Raw genomic sequence first — 21,567 nt, 5'->3', positions numbered from 1 at the left:
TCTTTTCTATTAAAAATCCGTAATTAACTTTTCTTTTAACTCTCCTACGGATAAAGGTTTTGCATAATAAAATCCTTGTACATAGTCACAGCCCATGGATTGTAATAAACTTTCTTGTTCTACCGTTTCTACCCCTTCAGCAACTACTGCTAAATTTAAACTATGGGCAATTTCAATAACAGATTTTACAATCGTTCTTTCTGGCTGTGCATGATCATAATGAAATTCACGAATAAAATTACGATCAATTTTTACGATATCAAGTGGCAATTGTTTTAAATAATACAATGAGGAATAGCCAGTTCCAAAATCGTCTAAAGCAATTAATACGCCCATACTTCTTAATTCTTGTAATGTAGCGATAATATAATCAAAATGGCGAACAGCAATACTTTCCGTTATTTCTAAAATTAAACGATTCGGAGGAAAACCAGTTCTCCTTAAGATGCTACGTACAGACAAAATAAAACGCTTCTGCATTAATTGTTGTATGGATAAATTCACAGATAACCTTAATCCTTCTTGGTAATCCGGTAATGTTTTAAACAGGCGACACGATTTTTCTAATACCCAATCTCCTAATTTTATAATAAGTCCAGATTCTTCAGCTACTGGAATAAATTCGCTTGGTGAAATAGGCCCTTCTTCTGTCATACAGCGCACTAAAGCCTCAATGCCAGTATATTTCTTCGTTTTCAAATCAATGATAGGTTGTAATACTACATCTAATTCTTCATCACGAATTGCCTTTTGCAAAGCAAACTCGATTTTCATTCTACGATTTATTTTTGCACGTAACTCATCTGTAAAGAAACACGCCGCATTTCTTCCCTGTTCTTTCGCACTATACATAGCTAAATCCGAATTTTTCAATAGTGTTTCCACGTCTTGTCCATCTTGTGGATATGAACAAAGTCCTAGACTAGCTGAAATGTATACTTCATGACCTTCAAGCATAAATGGTGCCTGAAAACATGACAATACCGATGTCGCTAACTGCCGCATCTCATCTTGTGTATGTTCATTTGTTAACAGCACAAATTCGTCGCCACCTAGCCTAGCCAGAACATCTTTCTCTCCTAACACATAATGCAACCGTGAAGCAACTTCGCTTAAAAGTAAATCTCCTATCATATGACCTAACGTATCATTTACTAATTTAAAACGATCTAAGTCAAAGTATATTATGCCAAATTCCTTTTTCCCTGCAATCAGTTCATTAACAGTCGTTATTAGCTGTAATCGGTTCGGTAAACTCGTTAAAGCATCATGATATGCAAGTTCCCTATAACGGCTTTCACTCAATCGTAATCTCTGTTCTGCTTCTTTTCTACTACTAATGTCATTTCGGATCGCGATAAATTGATACGGCTCTCCTTTCTCGTTTAAAAATGGAACAATTGTGGTTTTAACCCAATAATATGTACCATCTTTTGCTTGATTTTGGATTTCACCTCTCCATACTTTCCCATTCAAAATACGCTTCCATAAGTTTTGAAAAAAAGTTTTCGGATGATATCCTGAATTTAAAATACGATGATCTTTTCCTATTAACTCTTCTCTTTTATATTTGGAGATTTCACAAAACTTATCATTTACATATGTAATAAGACCTTTTCGGTCTGTAATTGCAACAATTGAAGACTCATCTAATGCTAACTTTAAATCTCGCAATGAAGAGTCATATAATGCATGACCTCTTTGTTCTAGCATGCGCATCTCTCCTTGCTTCCTATCTAACTAAAACACAACTTGTTTCTTTTCATAGAAATAGAGATATTTCATTTTCTAATAATAACCCTTTACATACATCACATTTTGAATTATGCCGATTAAAATAACATAATATTATTTGTAAAAAAAAGCAATATAATACCGTTCCAATTATAATTAGTAGCTTCTCATCTCCCTAATTAGCTTGCCTTATTATACCGCATTCCTTTAACTTGCTCTATGCAACCCTTGTTCCTACTCATTCCACTCGCGTCTAACCTCTATGCTTTTTAATAGCAAAATAGACATTAGAACATACTATATAACTATTCACGAATAATAATATAAAAGTTTAAATTGGTATATATGTTTTTGAATTACAATAATAAAATATTAACATATTTTTACCTTTATTTTGGAAGTATTTCATAAATAAATATAGTATTAAACAAAAAAGAGGATAACCTCTTTTTTGTTTAATACTGATATGGTATTTGCTGATAACCTGGGTATGGAACTGGATATGGTGCTGGATATGTTACTGGGTACGGTGCTGGATAATAACCTCCACTTGCTGCACCCGTTAATGCACCTGCTGTAAGCCCACCTAACATACCTCCCGCAAAACTTCCTGGGAAAACTCCGCCTCCCCATGAGCCGCCTCCACCCCAGCCCCATCCACCACCGTGATGATGATGGTGATGATCATAATGGTTGTGTCCTCCATGATGATTATGTCCTCCATTATGATGGTGTCCTCCATGATGATTGCGATAATACACTCCGTTATTTTCTATATAATTCATTATTCACCTCTCCCTTTCAATTTCCTCACTTTAATATTGTATGAATAATACGGATCTTGTTGGTAATCTGGATAATAAGCATAATTCGAGTAATATGGATAACCAAATCCTCCAATTGGACGACCATACATTTTATTCATCCCTTTTGCTATATAAAGTGAAATTTTAATCGGCGCGGGCTTTGTCCCTCCCCCACTGATTATTAGCCCAAATCAATCGGGCATTTATGGACAATCATTTCCCGCCTAACTTCCTTGCACTCATCGAATTTTGAGATGGGATTTTTACTACCCAGCAAATAACGGGATAACAACGTAACAATATACTGTATGTAGGACAAATGCGGAAAGTATAGGACAAATGTCTATATTTTGTAAAAAAAACAAAACACTTTATAATAAGGATGTCAGATTATATCTTCTATTTAAGAAGTCTATATTTAAGAAAGATTAGAGGAATTATATAGAAATGAAGAAACCTATCGTTCAATTATTATTAATATTTACAATCGTATCTATCGTTCTTTTCCTATTAAATACATCGGTTATTTCGTTATATACGTTTGTCGGTGCTCTATGGTCCATCACAATCGTAGGAATTTCATTCGTTATTTTTATAGAAAATAGATCTCCCCAAAGTACTTTAGCTTGGTTTTTAGTATTAGCACTTCTTCCCGTTGTAGGTGTACTTTTATACTCTATTTTCGGGCGTAGCCGTTGGAGAAGAAAAAAACATCTCCATCGTTCAGAAGAACAAAGAAAATTATTCCGCGAAATATTAGAAGGAAGACGACTAGAATTATCACTCACAGTCCCATTACATGAACGTTCCATACATTTAACAGAAGTCGTACAAAAATTTGGAGGCGGGCCTGCCGCAGATAGAACAACGACAAAACTTTTAACAAACGGCGATCAAACCTTTTCAGAAATTTTGCAAGCAATCGAGAATGCAAAACATCACATACATATTCAATACTATATTTATAAATCTGATGAGATTGGTACAAAAGTACGAGATGCTTTAATACAAAAGGCAAACGAGGGTGTTATTGTACGCTTCCTTTATGATGGACTCGGAAGTAATACGTTAAGACGACGATTTTTACAACCTATGAAAAAAGCTGGAATTGAAATTGTCGAATTTGACCCTATTTTTTCAGCTTGGTTACTGGAGACAGTTAATTATCGTAATCATCGTAAAATCGTCATTGTAGATGGAGAAATTGGTTTTACCGGAGGGCTTAACGTAGGTGATGAATATCTTGGTCGCTCAAAAAAATTCCCTGTTTGGCGTGATAGTCATTTAAAAATAGAAGGAAAAGCATTGTATAAATTACAAGCCATCTTTCTAGAAGATTGGCTTTATGCGTCTAGTGGATTGAATACTTATTCTTGGGATCAATTTATGAATAGACAATACTTCCCAGGAAAAGAAATTCTGGATGCAACAGGTGCGGTGCAAATCGTAGCAAGTGGACCAAGCTCAGATGATAAAAGTATTCGTAATACATTACTAGCTGTTATGGGCTCAGCCAAAAAATCTATTTGGATCGCTACACCATACTTTATTCCGGATCAAGAAACTTTAACATTATTACGCTTAAGTGCAATATCTGGCATAGATGTACGCATTTTATATCCTGGTAAGAGTGATAGTATTATTAGCGATCAAGCATCTCAATCCTATTTCACTCCACTTTTAAAAGCCGGTGCTTCTATTTACAGTTATAAAGATGGATTTATGCACGCAAAGATTGTACTCGTTGACGATAAAATTGCAACAATCGGAACAGCAAATATGGATGTACGTAGCTTTGAATTAAATTATGAAATTATTAGCGTACTCTATGAATCAGAAACCGTTCATGATATTAAACGCGATTTTGAAGAAGACTTTAAACACTCTACTGAAATTAAATGGAACTCATTCCAAAAAAGAAGTATCAAAAAAAGAATATTAGAGTCCTTTATGCGACTGATTTCTCCTTTACTATAAGCAATCAATGTGATATTGATTGCTTTTTCTTTTATATTTCCCCCTTCTCCTTTTCTTTGCATACCATATTAAAACAAGTTATCATAAGATGTATTACTTTATGAAAATAATGTTAGGTGGGAAATACATGTTAGAACAATTTCATATACATTCTGATTTAAAACAGCAGCTTTCTACAATTCATGAAAAGAATAAACAAGAAGCTGGTGAAAATGCTCATTTAATCGGTACTAAAATATATAAAGCATCTGATAACAGCATTATCGAAGATGCTATTACGGCACTTCTTCTTGGCAAAAATATTCTATTAAAAGGACCAACTGGTAGTGGTAAAACGGTACTAGCGGAAACTCTTTCTTCTTTATTCCAAAAACCAATGCATAGCATTAACTGTTCTGTCGATTTAGATGTGGAAGGTATTTTAGGATACAACACATTACAAACGAAAGACGGAGCATCTGAAGTTACGTTCGTTAACGGTCCTCTTATGAAAGCAATGAAGAACGGTCACTTCCTATATATTGATGAAATCAATATGGCAAAACCTGAAACGTTACCACTTCTTCACGGTGCACTAGATTACCGTAAAATGATTACAAACCCATTTACACAAGAAGTTGTATACGGTGATGACGAATATCGCGTAATTGCTGCGATTAACGAAGGTTATGTTGGGACAAGTGAACTAAACGAAGCATTAAAAAACCGTTTTGTTATTATTGAAGTTCCTTATATTCAAGGTGACACATTAAAAGAACTATTACTATCTGAATCAAAATTAAATGATGTTGCAACAATTGAAAAGTTCGTTGCATTTGCAAGCGACCTTATGCCTTTAGCTCGTGATGGGCGTGTAAGTGAAGAAGCAGCAAGTATTCGTGGTATTATCGACGCATGCGATTTAGGTGTATATATTCCTGTTATGCGCGCTATTGAGCGAAGCATTATTGCGAAATTAAATGATGAAACAGAACAAATGACTGTCCGTGAATTAGCAGAAAGTTATTTCTTTGAGGGATAATTCATGAGACAAATTTTTAGTGACAAAAAAATTGATGCGTCGCTGTTTCTACAAATGGAAAACTTAATGTATGCCCTTCTAAAAGAAGACGATGCCTATCTTGAATATGGCTATAAAGCATACTACGACGAAATTGAAAAAAAGGTTGTCATTAGTCACTTTTGGGATGATCGAAAAGAAGAAGATACAGTAATCGGATTAAAAAGCGAAGTGTTCTTAAAAGCACTTGGTAATAAACATTACTCGGACATGGCTTTAATTCGTTCTTACGCGATTGAATTACAAGAATCGCCCCTAAAGAAGTTCTTAACACAATTATTTGTTCTATTAGAAGATTTACGTGTCGAGGAAATCGTAAAAAACTTACGACCTGGCACGAAACATATTTTTAAACGCCGAAAAGAAATGTACCGCAATTACTTCGGCTCACAAAATGAAATAAACCGCGTTCGTAACTATCACGGTGATCGTCTATTTTGTCTATGTTACCTTTCATTAACGAGCGATAAATATGAAATGTTTACTAATGAATATTTCGAGCAAATTGAAGTAATTTTGCATGAGACATTCCAAGCCCATAATACCGAAGATATTATGTATATCGTTGAGAAAATTCGCTACCGCTTAGAGGAGCTTCTTGAAAATGATATGCTTAACAATTATTTCGGACATGCTCCGCTTTATTTATCTGTCATTGCAGATGAAAAGAACTGCCGCGTTGAAGATTTAGCAAATGATGATACGCAGCTCATAGATGACGATGACAATAAAAACAAAATGGATGAAAGCTTCTCCACATGGCATCGTGAAAATAAAAATAACGAAAACGAGAACTTTTTACGCTTTGAATTAGAAAGCGGAACAAAAACAAACATGATGGGTGATACTGCTCGTGAATCAGAAGATGGCGATCAAGCACTTGGTTCTGTACAAGGTACTTCTCAAAAAAGTACACAATCCAACTTTGATGGTGCTGATACAGAAGAAGCAAGAGCTTCACACGCTTCTAGCCAAAGCGAGGGTGCATATGGTAAGTATAATGTAGGTGCCTCTCATACATTTAAAGAAGCTCGCAAATCAAATCCTGACGAGAAAAAAGATTACCAAGCTATCAAATCAGTCGTTAATAAAGATGTAAAAGAATTAAAGAAAATTATCGAAAAAACGATTGAAAATAAAACGAATGCAAATAGTGATAAATACTACGGAAGACTTCGGAAGAAATTCCTTCGTATTTATACTGAAAAGCAGCCGCGCATGTTTTATAAAAAAGGACAAGAATCGCAAGAGCTCGACGTTGCATTCCAACTATTAGTGGATTGTTCTGGTTCTATGTATAACAAAATGGAAGAAACGAAGAAGAGTGTTGTCTTATTCCATGAAGCGTTGAAATCTTTAAAGATCCCGCACGCTATTAGCGGATTTTGGGAAGATGCTTCTAGTGCTAAACCTGAAGATAAACCGAACGTTATCCATGAGGTTGTAAATTACAAAAACTCAACGTTACCAAACGTTGGTCCAGAAATTATGCAACTTCGTGAAGAAGAAGATAACCGCGACGGATATATTATTCGTATCGTTTCTGAAAAGCTTGCGAAAAGACCAGAAAAACATAAATTTCTATTAGTCTTCACAGACGGTGAACCTTCTGCCCTAGACTATCAACAAGACGGAATTTTAGATACGCATGAAGCTGTGAAACTCGCTCGTAAAAGTGGTATGGAAGTAATCGGTATCTTCATCGAAGAAGGCGAAGCGAAAGAAGCGACTTATCAATTAATGAAAAACATTTATAATCATCACTTCTTAGTTGCAAATCATGCTGAAGATTTAAGATTGAAGATTAAACCACTACTGAAAAAGCTATTACTGAAGACGATTGAATAGAAAAAAGGAGCCTTTTGGCTCCTTTTTTTCGTTCAATTACTTTGTTTCTGGTTGAAACTTGTATGGAATGGCTACTTCTAACAATGACTCGAATCCTCCATCGTAGAATGGGAATCGTTCATTTGCGATTGTTCGCTCCACCCACTCTATCGCAGAAATTTCTCCCTCATCTTCTGCATGTAGCTCGCCCGTTAGTACTTTCGCTCGAAATGTAAAAAGTAGTGCATGATTCCCGGATTCTTCAAAGAATTTTTCATTGATTGCAACAAGTCCACCTGCCATAGCAGTTAAACCTGTCTCTTCTTTTACTTCCTTTACTAGAGCTTCCTCTAACGTTTCACCCTTTTCAACAGCCCCGCCTGGCAATGACCAAACGTTTTGTTCTACATTATGTACCATTAATATTTTATCTGTTTCTTCGTCATGTATTAGTGCATATACGACATCAACTCTTTGCATGTTATTTTCCCCCTCTCAAAAAGAATGAAGAGCCGATTCCTAAGAATCGACCCTTCCTATTAATTCATCACTAACTCAGCTGTGAGCTTTTTTTTTAACTTAGCCAACATGTCCGTTGTCATTTTGTCTAAATCGTATTCTGCTTTAAAGCCCCACTCTTTCATTGCTGCTGTTGCATCAATAGAGTTTGGCCAGCTATCAGCGATTGTTTGACGAGCTGGATCTACTGCGTAATCCATTGTAAACGTCGGAATGTGTTTACGAATTGATGCTGCAATTTGCTCTGGCTCGAAGCTCATTGCTGTAATGTTGAACGCATTTCTATGCACTAGCTTACTTGAATCAGCTTCCATTAATGAAATGATCGCTTGTAAAGCATCTGGCATATACATCATATCCATGTACGTTCCTTCAGCAATGTATGAGGTGTATGCACCTTTTTTAATCGCCTCATAATAAATTTCAACTGCATAGTCAGTTGTTCCGCCTCCTGGAGGAGCTACGTAAGAAATTAAGCCTGGGAAACGTACACCGCGCGTATCAACGCCAAACTTTTGATGATAATAATCACATAGTAGTTCTCCTGCTACTTTGTTTACCCCATACATCGTAGTAGGACGCTGAATTGTATCTTGTGGCGTATTATCTTTCGGCGTTGATGGACCGAATGCACCGATAGAACTTGGCGTGAAAAACTTACAGTTTAATTCACGAGCTGCTTCTAATGCATTTACAAGTCCACCCATATTTAAATTCCAAGCAAATAACGGATTTTTTTCTGCTGTTGCTGAAAGTAAAGCTGCTAAATGAATAATTGTATCTACTTCATTACGCTTTGCAATATCATGTAGTTTTTGCCCATCTGTTACATCTAACGTTTCAAATGGACCAGACGTTACTACTTCACTATCTGTTTCACGAATATCTGTTGCAATAACGTTTGATGCGCCGTATACATCACGAAGTTTCATTACTAGTTCAGAACCAATTTGCCCTAAAGAACCGGTTACTAGAATTTTTTTCATTTTCCCCACTCCTCATTTGCAAGCTATTCAAAAGATGTCGTTACTTAAATGATGCCCATTTCTTTCCCTACTTTTTCATATTTAAGAATTGCTTCATCTAGCATTTCCTTCGTATGAGCTGCTGTAGGCATATTACGAACGCGTCCTGTTCCTTTAGCTACAGTTGGGAACACGATAGATTTTGCGTATACGCCTTCTTCATTTAGACGTCTACTAAATTCTTGTGTTAATACTTCATCACCAATAATACAAGGTGTAATTGGCGTTTCACTTTCTCCGATGTTAAAGCCAAGTTCTTTTAACCCTTGTTTTAAATAGCGACCATTTTCCCATAAACGATCGTGTAACTCTGTGCTTTCCATTAAGATTTCAATTGATCTCATGCAAGCTGCTGCATCAGCTGGTGTTAATGCTGTAGAGAATAAGAATGGACGTGAACGAACTTTTAACCAATCAATTAAGTTTTGTTTCCCTGCTACATATCCACCAATTACCCCAATTGCTTTTGATAATGTACCAATTTGGAAATCAACTCTATCAGAAAGACCGAAGTGCTTCACAGTACCTGCACCTTTTCCAAGTACCCCTGAACCATGTGCATCATCTACATATGTCATTAAATCTAGCTCTTCTGCAATCTCAACAATTTCTGGTAATTTTGCAATATCTCCATCCATTGAGAAAACACCGTCTGTAATAACCATTAATTTATTGTAAAGACCTGATTCTTTCGCCGCGATTGCTTTTTGGCGTAAATCTTCCATATCAGAATGTTTATAAACGATGATTTTCGCTCTTGATAGACGACTACCATCAATAATAGATGCATGATTTAATTCATCTGAAAGAATTGCATCATTTTTATCCATAACAGCTGAAATCGCTGCCATATTACAATTAAATCCTGATTGATAAGCAATTGCTGCTTCTGTATGTTTAAACTTTGCAATTGTTTCTTCTAATTTAATATGCAAATCTAAAGTACCGTTAATTGTACGAACAGCTCCTGCTCCAACACCGTACTTATGAATTGCACCAATCGCTGCTTCTTGTAAGCGATTATCAGTCGCTAATCCAAGATAGTTGTTTGAAGATAAGTTAATATATTCTTTGCCGCCAATTGTAATAATCGGTCCATTTGGACTTTCAAGCGGATCAATTACGTTATAAAGCCCCTTTGATTTTAAATCCTCTAAATTTTCTTCTAAAAATTTCGCAAGTGTTTTACTAGACATCGTGAAGCCTCCCATCGTTCATGTAAGCGGATTATTGTCTTAATAGTTCTAATAATCCCTCTACTAGCTTAACACGTTTTCAGAATTTATTATAGAAAAATAGTTTAAAGAAACCGCTTACAAATTTTAATTATATATGATTCATTACAAGAAATCTATCATTTACATTCCATATTTGATAGAATTAAAAAAATATTTAGGGAGGCTTCAAACATGGCATTTACAGAATCTGATGTATATAATAACGAAGCGTTTTTTGAGCAATATATGAAACGAAGATACCGCGAAAATAGCCCCAATGAATCCATTGAAAAGCCAGCATTCTTTCAACTCATTGGTGATGTAAAAGGAAAACAAATTCTCGATTTAGGTTGTGGCGATGCTAAGTTTGGCGAGGAATTATTAGAAAACGGATGCCACTCTTACACTGGCATTGAAGGCTCTCAGCTTATGTATGAAAAAGCTAAAAAACAACTAGAAAATAAAAATGGATCTGTTCATTTGATAAACCTCAAAGATTATACATACTCCCCATCCACTTTTGATTTAGTCACATCTAGACTCGCTTTACATTATATTGAACATCTTCATATCATTTTTCAAAATGTGTACAAAACTTTAAAAACAAATGGAACCTTCATCTTTAGCGTTCAACATCCTGTTATTACCTCTTCATTTGAAAGCTTGCAAACGAGTGGTAAAAGAACGAGCTGGTTCGTCGATGATTATTTTAAACTAGGCAAACGGGTTGAACCATGGATTGACCAAGAAGTTATTAAATATCATCGTACAACGGAAGAGTATTTCACATTATTACAGCAAGCCGGATTTACCATTATAAATCTAAAAGAAGCTACACCAAATCAAACCTATTTTCAAAGTGAAGAGGAATATGAACGACGTTTACGAATTCCCCTCTTTCTATTATTTTCTTGCAAAAAATAAAAAGACGATGAATCCCCATCGTCTTTTTTCGTTATCTCATTGCTTGAGCAACTTCTTTAACTAATCGTCTTCCTCTTCCGTGCGGGATACATAGTGGTGTTCCAAACAACGGATCCGTACTGATTTGACACTCCATACGGAATACATCCCGAACTAACTTCTGGTCAATAACTTCTTCTGGTTTACCTTGTGCATATATTCGTTTATCTTGAATAGCTACAATGTTGTCTGCATAACGGCATGCCAAATTCAAATCGTGTAATACCATAACAATTGTTCGTTGCTCTGTTTCATTTAATTCGAATAATAAATCTAGCACTTCAATTTGGTGAGTCATATCTAAATATGTAGTTGGCTCATCCAGTAAAATAATGTCTGTATCTTGTGCAAGCGTCATTGCAATCCAAGCACGTTGACGTTGCCCACCTGAAAGAGCATGCACATCCCGCTCAGCAAATTCTGTCATACCTGTTGCTGCAAGTGCCTTCTGTACCATTTCCTCGTCTTTTTCTGACCATTGCTTTAACCAAGTTTGATATGGATAACGTCCTTGCTTTACAAGTTGCAATACTGTAAGCCCTTCTGGTGCTTGGGGTCCTTGCGGTAAGATTGCCATTTGACGAGCAATTTGCTTCGTTTGCATACTTTGTAACGCTTGATTATCTAACAAAATATCACCATTTGTTGGCTTTAATAATCTAGCTAGTGAACGTAATAAAGTTGATTTTCCACAACCGTTAGAACCGATGAAGATTGTAATTTCACCTTTTGGAATTTCTAAATCCAACTCATCGATAATAATTGTTTCACCATAGGACAGCGTCAAACGTTTTGTCTCCAATGCTTTTTGCATATTCATCTCCCTTTATGAATTCCGACTTTTATAAAGTAAATAAATAAAATAAGGTGCACCAATTGCTGATGTAAATACCCCTGCTGGAATTTCAAGTGGTGTGAAAATTGTGCGCCCAATTAAATCCGCAGCGAGTACTAAAATTGCACCGACAATAGCTGCAACTGGGAGTAATGCACCGTATAAAGAACCAACTAATCTTCGCGAAATATGAGGTGCCATTAAACCAACAAACCCAATCCCTCCGGCAAAGGCAACCGCCCCACCAATTAAAGCTGTACTAAGTAATAACATAAATACACGCGACTTCGTTAAAGGAACACCAAGTCCTACCGCTATATCATCCCCTAGCTCTTGTGCATTTAAATGTCTAGCAGCGATAAAGGATATTACCGTTAAAATGAGAACCCAAGGCGCAAGTACCATCACATTTTGCCATGAAGAGCCGTAAACAGTACCTGTAATCCATACATTTGCTTGGCTCGCTTGATAAATTGGTGCTAATAACATAAATAACGTTGTTGCCGCTTTCGTTAACGCCCAAAATCCAACACCAATTAAAACAAGACTAATCGGTGATAAGCCATCATTTTTCCATGCAAATAAATATACAAAAAGCGCTACAATCGTCGCTCCAGCAAAAGCTGCGAGCGGCATATAATGAATGCTTACTGTTAGCGCATTGTTTTTATCACTAAATATAGCTAAAAAGAGTACAACTGCTACGCTTGCACCACCTGTAATTCCAATGATATCAGGGGAAGCAAGCGGATTTCTAACGAGCCCTTGTAAAATACAACCTGCTACAGCAAGTGCAATTCCTACAAGGATCGCAATTAAAATACGCGGCATACGAAACTTATTTACAACCATATTTGACATCGCATCGCCATTTCCAGTAATCGCTTGCCATACGTCATAAGGAGCAACCTTCATATCTCCCATACCTGCACTTGCAAAAAATAATCCTATTAAAATTACTAATAAACTCACCAAGACGAGACTAGCTCGTTTATACATTAAAAACGAGAATCCATCTTTTCCTATACGAAACGGGATATACTTCTTCATTTGCTAAGCCCTCTCTTACGTGCAATATAAATAAAGAATGGGGCCCCGATAAATGCTGTCATAACCCCTACTGGTACTTCTTGTGGCATAATGACATATCTTGCGGCTATATCCGCTAAGATTAATAGTATTGCACCTAACAATCCGCTATATGGCACTCTCCATCTGTGGTCAACTCCAACAAGAAATCTGGCAAAATGCGGAGTTACAATTCCTATAAATCCTATTGGGCCAGCAACCGCAACTGAACCACCCGACAACAATACAATAATGAGTAGTACGAATGATTTCATTAAAATTGTTCGTTGTCCGAGACCTTTTGCAACATCTTCTCCCATCATCAATGTATTTACTTTTCCTGCCATCATAAGAGATGCAATCCATCCTACTAATAAATACGGGAATACAGATAGTAAAATTTCTATTTTTCTTCCTTGTACAGATCCGGCAAGCCAAAACAATACTTCTTCCATTGCCTTTTCATTTAAAACAAGCAACCCTTGTGTTAATGATGAAAATAAAGCACTTATCGCGACACCTGCTAATGTTAACTTAAGAGGAGTCGTCCCTTCTTTTCCTAAAGAACTAGAAGCAAATACAAGTACAGCTGCAATTGCCGCTCCTAAAAAGGCAATCCACGTGAAAGCCGATAATGACGTCACAGAAAAGATAACAATTGCTACAACTATGAAGAACGCAGCGCCTGAATTTAATCCAATAAAATCTGGTGAAGCAAGTGGATTCTTAGTTAAAGTTTGCATAAGACAGCCTGCAATGGCTAAACTAGCACCAACACTAGCTGCAATTAACGCCCTAGGCAGACGTACATTTTGAATAATAATATGTTCATTGGAACCATTAAAATGGAAAAAAGCATCCAATGCTAGTTTCCAACTCGTATTTGTATATCCAAAAATAATACTTCCCCAAATACAAATAACGACTGCAATGATTCCAACAAATAATCCAATCCATTTTGCTCGATTTGTTTTTAATAACATGCAGCGTTTCCCCTTCAATGTATAATGATACGTTGTTAGTGTATTTCAACTTAATTCTCATTGTCAACGGAAATGAGAATTATTTTCATCCATATGTATTGACAATCAAAAGATAAAGGCTTAATATCATGCTTGCTATTGAAAAATATTCTCAACATGTAGGGGGTACATAATGAATTTCATGCGGAAGAAATCGTTTACATTATTTGTATTTTTACTAGCATTTTCAATGCTTTTAAGTGCTTGTGGAAAATCAAATAACAAAGAAGAATCTACAAAAGAAGATAATAAAAAAGAAGTGGTTACTGTAGAACATGCAATGGGTAAAACAGAAGTTCCCGCTAATCCAAAACGTGTAGTTATCTTAACAAATGAAGGAACTGAAGCTTTACTTGAATTAGGTGTGAAACCAGTTGGTGCTGTAAAGTCTTGGACTGGTGACCCATGGTATCCACATATTAAGGATAAAATGAAAGATGTAAAAGTTGTTGGTGATGAAGGACAAGTTAACGTTGAAACAATTGCTTCTTTAAAACCAGACTTAATTATTGGTAACAAAATGCGCCACGAAAAAGTGTACGAACAACTAAAAGCAATTGCACCTACTGTGTTCTCAGAAACATTACGTGGTGAATGGAAAGATAACTTCAAATTTTATGCAAAAGCATTAAATAAAGAAAAAGAAGGCCAAAAGGTTTTAGCTGATTACGAAACACGTATGAAAGATTTAAAAGGCAAACTTGGTGATAAAGTAAATCAAGAAATTTCTATGGTACGCTTTATGCCTGGTGATGTTCGTATTTATCACGGTGATACATTCTCTGGTGTTATTTTAAAAGAACTTGGATTTAAACGTCCTGGTGATCAAAATAAAGATGATTTTGCAGAGCGTAACGTATCTAAAGAACGTATTTCGGCAATGGATGGCGATGTATTATTCTACTTCACATTCGATAAAGGCAATGAGAAAAAAGGTTCTGAACTAGAAAAAGAATATATAAACGATCCTCTATTTAAAAACTTAAATGCAGTAAAGAACGGAAAAGCATACAAAGTTGACGATGTTATTTGGAATACAGCTGGCGGTGTAATGGCTGCTAACTTGCTACTAGACGACATTGAAAAACGCTTCGTTAAATAAATTTATTCTAACCAGCTCCCCTCTTTTATGGAGCTGGTTTTTTCATTTCACTGAAGTGTCACATTATTTCATTTTGTATTTTTATTCCCAATATGTTATATTATAAAAGTAAATAGAATATATTTTCTCTATATCAGAATAAATATTTTAATCTAAATTTTCTGATTAATCACTATTTTAAATTCGTTTAGAATTCAATTACTACATTTGAAAACGCTTATTATCGAGTTTTCAGGGCAAAATACAATAACGGTTGAAGAAAATAGAACTTTTTCAGAAATTTTCTTTCTATTTCCATATAATTCTATTGACTTCTAAATATTTTGTAAATTAAAATGATTACATAAATATCCGTTATACAGGATTAGGGGGAAACAAAAATGGATGCAGCTTTAAAATTAGACAAAGCTGGAGAGCAACAATCACCAAAAAAACATCCACCAGGGTTATACTTGTTGTTCTTTACAGAAGCATGGGAAAGATTTAGTTATTACGGAATGCGTGGCTTATTAGTTCTTTATTTAACAACGAGCTTAGTAAGCGGCGGTTTAGGCTTTGATAAAGCAGTTGCAGTTCAAATTTACGGTATTTTCACAATGCTTGTATATTTCACACCTATTATTGGTGGCTGGTTAACTGACCATTTCATTACGAAACGACACGCCATTACTATTGGCGGTATCATTATGGCGATTGGTAACTTCGTACTATTTTCAATGAATACGAAAACTGGACTATTTTTAGGATTAGGATTATTAGTTATCGGTAACGGATTCTTCAAACCAAATATTTCGACTTTATTAGGTCAATTATATAGCGACAACGATTCTCGTCGTGATAGTGCCTTCACTATCTTCTACATGGGAATCAACTTAGGAGCTCTTATCGCTCCATTCATTTGCGGTTACTTCGCAGATTACAGATACGGTTTCTTAACAGCTTGTATCGGTATGATTATTGGGCAGATTGCATTTAACTTATTAGCACCTCGTTACTTAGGATCAGCTGGAACAACAGTTGTGGGGAAAAAATCTAAAGAACACAATGCAAAAGCTGTTGAGAAAAAACCTTTAACACCACAAGAGAAAAAACGTACTGTTGCAATTTTAATTTTAACTTGTTTCGTTGTATTCTTCTGGGCAGGATTTGAACAAGCTGGTAGTTCTTTAACACTTTACACAGATAAGTTCGTAGATCGTACAATTGGTGGATTTACAATTCCAACACCTTGGTTCCAATCTGTAAACCCATTATTCATTATCTTATTAGCATTACCAGTTTCTGCATTATGGATTAAACTTTCAAAAACAAAAAATGGTGATTTAAAAATCCCTACAAAAATGGCTTTTGGTATGATTTTACTAGGAGTCGGGTACTTAGTTTTAACTTTAGCTGTTCTAAAAACTGGTAGCGATGAAGGTAACATTACAATGAAAGCAAACTTACTATTCATTGTATTCACTTACATGTTCCACACAATCGGTGAACTATTCTTATCACCAATTGGATTATCTATGGTAAGTGCAATCGCTCCTGTTAAATTAGCATCATTATTAATGGGTGTATGGTTAGCTGGTACTGGCTTTGCAAACTTATTAGCAGGACAATTAGCTGCTTTCACTCAATCTTTAGGATATTTAGAAGTATTTGCAAGCATCGGTGTTATCGTAATCGTACTAGGATTAGTACTTCTTATGTTCTCTAAGAAAATTGCACATATGATGGAATAACAAAAAGACGCTTCTAAAATTAGAAGCGTCTTTTTTATTATTTCTCCTCTAAAGCCGTCACGTCCACATGAACGCTCTCACCAGGATTAGATACGTCATACACTTGGGCACTCCCCTTCTGCTCATCACAGCTCTCAATCCATACTGGTACGCCCTCATATGTAACGTCAATTTTACTTGAAGAAGATAAGATTTGTTTCACACGTTGCACATCCATACTACTATCCCTCCTTTTGCTTACTACACTCCTTTCTATTTTTTCTTTTCCTTTTAGAATATATTCCGTAAGGCAGCATGTTGATTGATAGTCATTTCTTCCTCACTTGTTAATATTTACTCTCTCGCTACCTTTCTGACAAATAAAAAAAGACGTATATTCCACACGTCTTTTTCCATAATATTCAAATTTTAAGAAAATAATGTTTTTACTACTGCACTTACTTTATCATTATGGATTTGATAATACACTTCTAATCCTCGTCTCTCAAAGCGCACTACCTTATTTTGCTTTAACTTCGTTAAATGTTGTGAAACCGTTGATTGCGGAATTTCTAATACTTCCTGTAGTTGTGTTACATTACACGTTCCACGTTGCATTAGTTCCATTACTAGGCGTAGACGCAACGGATGCGCTAACGCTCTTAACATTTGTACATCTTCTTCTGAAATACGACATTCGAATTGATTTTGGCTCATAAAGTTCCCCTCATTTTCGTTTTTATTTTCTTTTTATTTATTTATATATCTGTTCTTATATTTCCTGTTACGACATAACTTTATCAACCTATAACGCTGAAAATTTTTTCCACCTTTATCAGCATAGAATTCAGGAAAAAATCCTTACTGATTTTGAATATTATACTATATGATATAACGAAAAAGCAAAACAAAGGGCTACAAATACTTTGCTTGCAAACGTTGTTTTATCAGGCTTTTTGTTATATTTTCACCTCATTGAAACGCAAAGTAATGATATTGTAAAATACCGTCTATAATTGATAAACTTCCGTAAAGTAGTTGGAGTATACTTAACCTCTTTGTTACACTAAAAGGAATTTTCAGTAAAAAGAGATGCTCTAGTATTAAGAATTTGCTTCTTATTTTTTATTCATATTACATTTGGCTGGAATGTTATTCAAAACCTCATAATGAAATAAACCACTCCTTCCCCAACTAGATCAAACAGGACAGATAAGTGCAATATATCAAACTTTATATTCGATACAAAAGACGGCATCTACTATACACCTATTGGGACAATGACATATGAACAAAATACTCACTGAATAAAGTTTCACTTTAAAAAGCGCACTCAAATACATTTAAGTGCGCTTTTTGTCTACTTTATGAACAAAGCTTTCTTTTAACACTATTATGGAATAATTATACTTTTTTACGTTGACAATAGTGTTGAAGGAGAATATACTAAGCATGTAAGTTGATTGTGAATTGTTTCACAAATAATGTGAATTTCTTCACATATAATAGATAGGAGTTGTCATTATTATGAGTACTTGGACACAAATTTATGACCCATTAAACAACATTTGGTTATCTGCACTAATCGCAGCACTTCCAATTTTTTGCTTCATTATTTGTTTAGTGGGATTCAAAATGAAAGGTTACATGGCTGGGCTTTACAGTGTAATTGTTGCTATTATTCTTGCTATATTTGTTTATAAAATGCCTACAACTGCAGCAGTAGCATCTGCCGGATTTGGTGTTTTATCTGGATTTTATCCAATTTGTACTATCGTTATCGCAGCTATCTTCCTTTACAAATTAACTGTTAAAACAGAACAATTCAATGTCATTCGTGATAGCATTTCAAGTATTACAAATGATCAACGTTTACAAGTATTATTAATCGCTTATTCTTTCGGCGCTTTCTTAGAAGGCGCAGCTGGTTTCGGTGTTCCGGTTGCTATTACAGCTGCATTACTTGTAGGTATGGGCTTTAATCCATTAAAAGCAGCGGGCATTTGCTTAGTAGCTAATATCGCTGGTGGTGCTATGGGGGCTATGGGTATTCCAGTTACAGTACCTGCACAATTAACTGGAATAGATGCATTAACTGTCGGTCGTCAAGCAGTTTACATTTTGCCATTCATTAGCATTGTTTTACCGTTCTTACTTGTTTCAATGGTAGATGGATTTAAAGGCATTAAAGAAACTTGGCAAGGTATTCTTGTAAGTGGTGTTTCTTTCGCAATTACTCAGTTCGTTGTAACTTACTTCTTAGGCGCTGAACTTACTAATATTTTCGCAGCAGTCATAAGTATGGTCGCTCTTGCATTATTCTTACGTGTTTGGCAACCAAAATCTTCTGCTAAAGAAGAAAAACAAGAAGAAAAAGAATCTCATACATTCAATCAAATTTTATATGCTTGGTCTCCATTCGTATTCTTAACTGCATTTGTAACAATCTTTAATTTAAAACCAATTAAAGCTTTATTTGCTCCGGATGGTCCATTAGCAAACTTAGTATTTAACATTCAATTCCCTGGTCTTCATAATCAAGTTATAAAAACTGCACCAATCACAAAAGCTGATATACCTTTCGCAGCGATTTTCAAACTAGATGTATTCTCTTCTACAACTACTGCGATTGTATTAGCAATTATCGTTTCACTTATCGTTTACCGTGTAAACGGCAAAATGATTAAAGAATTAATGATTGAAACAATAAAAGAATTAAAGGTTCCAGTATATACAATTTGTAGCGTTATCGCTTTAGCTTACGTAGAGAACTACTCTGGTATGTCATCTACACTTGGACTTGCATTCTCTTCTACTGGAAATGTATTCCCTATTCTTTCTCCAATCTTAGGATGGATTGGCGTATTCATTACTGGTTCAGTAGTATCTAGTGGTTCACTATTCGCACCACTTCAAGCAGTAACTGCCGATCAATTAAACATCGTCCCATCTACTCTCGTTTCATTAAACGTAGTTGGTGGCACAATAGCAAAAATGGTTTCACCACAATCCATAGCAGTTGCTTGTGCGGCAGTTGGACTAGTTGGTAAAGAATCTGCTCTATTTAAAACAGTGATGAAATATAGTTTAATCTTCTTAGCTATTATTAGCTTACTTCAATTAAATGCTGTATTTAATATCTTTTAAAAATAAAACACCGATCCAAATAGATCGGTGTTTTTTCACATTACATCTTCTTATTCTTTAATAAAGAAGCACCAGCAATTTCAGGATGCGTCATTTCGAATGGATCTAAAATAATATCCAATTCTTCTTCTGTCAGTACACCATGTTCTAAGCATAACTCCCTAACAGATTTCCCTGTTTCAATCGCTTCGCGAGCAATGCGAGATGCTGCTTCATAACCAATGTGCGGGTTAACTGCTGTAATAATTCCAACACTTTTCTCAACATATTGCTTCAGCAATTCTTCATTTGCTGTAATTCCTTTAATACAGTATTCTCGGAATACACGGAATCCGTTATTCATAATACTAATAGATTGAATTAAATTAAATACAAGCACAGGCTCCATTACGTTTAATTCTAATTGTCCTGCTTCTGAAGCCAAGCAAATTGTATGATCATTACCAATTACTTGGAAAGCAACTTGATTAATTACTTCTGCCATAACTGGATTTACTTTACCTGGCATAATAGATGAACCTGGTTGGCGTGCAGGCAATTGAATCTCTGCTAATCCGACACGTGGCCCAGACGCCATAATACGAAGATCGTTTGCAATTTTAGACATATTCATCATACATACTTTTAATGCTGCAGATACTTCTGTGTATGCGTCTGTGTTTTGCGTTGCATCAACTAAATGCTCTGCGCCGACAAGTGGGAATCCGCTAAATGTTCGTAAATGTTTTACCACATGTTCAATGTACGTAGGATTTGCATTTAATCCCGTACCAACAGCTGTCGCCCCCATATTCACTTCATATAAATGTTGACGAGACTGTTTAATTCTTTTTATATCACGCGCAAGCACGCGGCTATACGCTTCAAATTCTTGTCCAAGGCGAATTGGCACTGCATCTTGTAAATGTGTACGTCCCATTTTAATGACGTGATCGAACTCTTTTGCCTTTGTACGGAAAGCAGCATGAAGTTCTTCCATTGTAATAAGAAGCTCTTCTAACATCATAAGAGTTGCAATATGAATTCCCGTTGGAAACGCATCATTTGTTGACTGAGCCATGTTCACATGCGTGTTTGGGCTAATTTTCGCATACTCACCTTTTTCGTATCCCATACGTTCTAATGCTCTATTCGCAATTACTTCATTTGTATTCATATTAATGGAAGTTCCAGCACCGCCTTGAATTGGATCCACAATAAATTGATCATGGAACTTTCCATCAACAATTTCTTGTGCTGCTTCCGCAATTTCTTGCCCAATATCTTTAGCTAAATAACCGGTATCCATATTCGCAAGTGCCGCCGCCTTTTTCACAATTGCCATTGCCGTAATGAGTGACGGATGAATGCGATATCCTGTAATTGGAAAGTTTTCTACGGCACGTAATGTTTGTACACCATAATAAGCTACACTTGGTACTTCCTTTTCACCTAAAAAATCTTTTTCTATACGTATATCCTTCGTTGCTATCATTTGCATCACCTATACTTTTTTCATTCTAAATCCTTATCTGAAAAATCCGCCATCTCAAAATACGAGTATTATTCAGAAGAAT

19 protein-coding genes are annotated in these 21,567 nt (G+C 35.5%); 7 read left to right on the top strand and 12 right to left on the bottom strand.

The genetic code is table 11. From position 1 onward, the window contains the following. Positions 1-9: 9 nt before the first annotated feature. From F0362_RS03285 to F0362_RS31220, 3 genes are all read right to left on the bottom strand, one after another. Entirely contained in the window at positions 10-1,713 is a 1,704-nt protein-coding gene (locus F0362_RS03285; RefSeq protein ID WP_000893352.1) for a putative bifunctional diguanylate cyclase/phosphodiesterase, read from the bottom strand. Positions 1,714-2,189: 476 nt separating this feature from the next. After that, entirely contained in the window at positions 2,190-2,519 is a 330-nt protein-coding gene (locus tag F0362_RS03280; protein WP_001106413.1) for a hypothetical protein, read from the bottom strand. Continuing rightward, positions 2,519-2,650 (bottom strand): hypothetical protein, encoded by a 132-nt coding sequence (locus F0362_RS31220; RefSeq protein ID WP_000274356.1) that lies wholly within the window; start codon positions 2,648-2,650, stop codon positions 2,519-2,521. The genes F0362_RS03280 and F0362_RS31220 overlap by 1 nt, the downstream gene beginning before the upstream one ends. Positions 2,651-2,987: 337 nt before the next feature. On the opposite strand from F0362_RS31220, the gene F0362_RS03275 reads away from it, so the two are divergent. The 3 genes from F0362_RS03275 to F0362_RS03265 all read left to right on the top strand — a co-directional run bounded on the left by F0362_RS03275 (position 2,988) and on the right by F0362_RS03265 (position 7,425). Further along, a complete protein-coding gene (locus tag F0362_RS03275; protein WP_000743022.1) occupies positions 2,988-4,517 on the top strand; it encodes a cardiolipin synthase in 1,530 nt (509 codons plus the stop codon). A 127-nt stretch (positions 4,518-4,644) separates the two neighbouring features. Beyond that, the gene (locus F0362_RS03270) at positions 4,645-5,538 is read left to right on the top strand and encodes an ATP-binding protein (RefSeq protein WP_000892990.1); all 894 of its coding nucleotides are present in this window, start codon (positions 4,645-4,647) and stop codon (positions 5,536-5,538) included. 3 nt (positions 5,539-5,541) lie between these two features. Further along, positions 5,542-7,425 (top strand): vWA domain-containing protein, encoded by a 1,884-nt coding sequence (locus F0362_RS03265; protein ID WP_001248838.1) that lies wholly within the window; start codon positions 5,542-5,544, stop codon positions 7,423-7,425. Positions 7,426-7,461: 36 nt separating this feature from the next. Here F0362_RS03265 and F0362_RS03260 read toward each other — a convergent pair whose 3' ends face one another. The 3 genes from F0362_RS03260 to F0362_RS03250 are packed head-to-tail and all read right to left on the bottom strand — an operon-like array spanning position 7,462 to position 10,144. Beyond that, complete coding sequence (locus tag F0362_RS03260; RefSeq protein ID WP_001189948.1) at positions 7,462-7,884, bottom strand: NUDIX hydrolase; 423 nt, start codon at positions 7,882-7,884, stop codon at positions 7,462-7,464. A 59-nt stretch (positions 7,885-7,943) separates the two neighbouring features. Then, the gene (locus F0362_RS03255; protein WP_000723133.1) at positions 7,944-8,909 is read right to left on the bottom strand and encodes an L-threonine 3-dehydrogenase; all 966 of its coding nucleotides are present in this window, start codon (positions 8,907-8,909) and stop codon (positions 7,944-7,946) included. 44 nt (positions 8,910-8,953) lie between these two features. Continuing rightward, the gene (locus F0362_RS03250) at positions 8,954-10,144 is read right to left on the bottom strand and encodes a glycine C-acetyltransferase (RefSeq protein ID WP_000095899.1); all 1,191 of its coding nucleotides are present in this window, start codon (positions 10,142-10,144) and stop codon (positions 8,954-8,956) included. A 213-nt stretch (positions 10,145-10,357) separates the two neighbouring features. Here F0362_RS03250 and F0362_RS03245 point away from each other — a divergent pair, with 213 nt between their 5' ends. Next, the gene (locus tag F0362_RS03245) at positions 10,358-11,089 is read left to right on the top strand and encodes a class I SAM-dependent methyltransferase (RefSeq protein ID WP_000885937.1); all 732 of its coding nucleotides are present in this window, start codon (positions 10,358-10,360) and stop codon (positions 11,087-11,089) included. Between the two features lie 31 nt (positions 11,090-11,120). Here F0362_RS03245 and F0362_RS03240 read toward each other — a convergent pair whose 3' ends face one another. The 3 genes from F0362_RS03240 to F0362_RS03230 are packed head-to-tail and all read right to left on the bottom strand — an operon-like array spanning position 11,121 to position 14,014. Next, positions 11,121-11,942 (bottom strand): ABC transporter ATP-binding protein, encoded by an 822-nt coding sequence (locus F0362_RS03240; protein ID WP_001167946.1) that lies wholly within the window; start codon positions 11,940-11,942, stop codon positions 11,121-11,123. 12 nt (positions 11,943-11,954) lie between these two features. Then, positions 11,955-13,013, bottom strand: coding sequence for a FecCD family ABC transporter permease (locus tag F0362_RS03235; protein ID WP_000760042.1), 1,059 nt, complete (start codon positions 13,011-13,013; stop codon positions 11,955-11,957). Continuing rightward, positions 13,010-14,014, bottom strand: coding sequence for a FecCD family ABC transporter permease (locus F0362_RS03230; protein WP_000925227.1), 1,005 nt, complete (start codon positions 14,012-14,014; stop codon positions 13,010-13,012). Before F0362_RS03230 ends, F0362_RS03235 begins: the two co-directional genes overlap by 4 nt. A gap of 172 nt (positions 14,015-14,186) precedes the next feature. On the opposite strand from F0362_RS03230, the gene F0362_RS03225 reads away from it, so the two are divergent. Both F0362_RS03225 and F0362_RS03220 read left to right on the top strand, forming a co-directional pair. Then, positions 14,187-15,155, top strand: coding sequence for an ABC transporter substrate-binding protein (locus tag F0362_RS03225; protein WP_001010250.1), 969 nt, complete (start codon positions 14,187-14,189; stop codon positions 15,153-15,155). Between the two features lie 380 nt (positions 15,156-15,535). After that, positions 15,536-16,885 (top strand): peptide MFS transporter, encoded by a 1,350-nt coding sequence (locus F0362_RS03220; protein WP_000338301.1) that lies wholly within the window; start codon positions 15,536-15,538, stop codon positions 16,883-16,885. 37 nt (positions 16,886-16,922) lie between these two features. Here the strand turns inward: F0362_RS03220 and F0362_RS03215 are convergent, their stop codons facing one another. After that, positions 16,923-17,102 (bottom strand): acid-soluble spore protein H, encoded by a 180-nt coding sequence (locus tag F0362_RS03215; protein WP_000383122.1) that lies wholly within the window; start codon positions 17,100-17,102, stop codon positions 16,923-16,925. 191 nt (positions 17,103-17,293) lie between these two features. Next, positions 17,294-17,581 carry an ArsR/SmtB family transcription factor gene (locus tag F0362_RS03210; protein WP_000081428.1) on the bottom strand — a complete coding sequence of 96 codons (288 nt, stop codon included), beginning with the start codon at positions 17,579-17,581 and terminating at the stop codon, positions 17,294-17,296. Positions 17,582-18,391: 810 nt separating this feature from the next. Here F0362_RS03210 and F0362_RS03205 point away from each other — a divergent pair. After that, a complete protein-coding gene (locus tag F0362_RS03205; protein WP_000109129.1) occupies positions 18,392-20,011 on the top strand; it encodes an L-lactate permease in 1,620 nt (539 codons plus the stop codon). A 40-nt stretch (positions 20,012-20,051) separates the two neighbouring features. Here F0362_RS03205 and aspA read toward each other — a convergent pair whose 3' ends face one another. Further along, positions 20,052-21,485, bottom strand: a complete 1,434-nt coding sequence (aspA, locus tag F0362_RS03200) for an aspartate ammonia-lyase (protein ID WP_000562163.1) — start codon at positions 21,483-21,485, stop codon at positions 20,052-20,054. Positions 21,486-21,567 lie beyond the last annotated feature (82 nt).

Origin of the sequence: Bacillus sp. BS98, assembly GCF_008432245.1 — a bacterium.
GTDB lineage: Bacteria > Bacillota > Bacilli > Bacillales > Bacillaceae_G > Bacillus_A > Bacillus_A toyonensis.
This window is presented reverse-complemented; position numbering and strand designations above follow the sequence as displayed.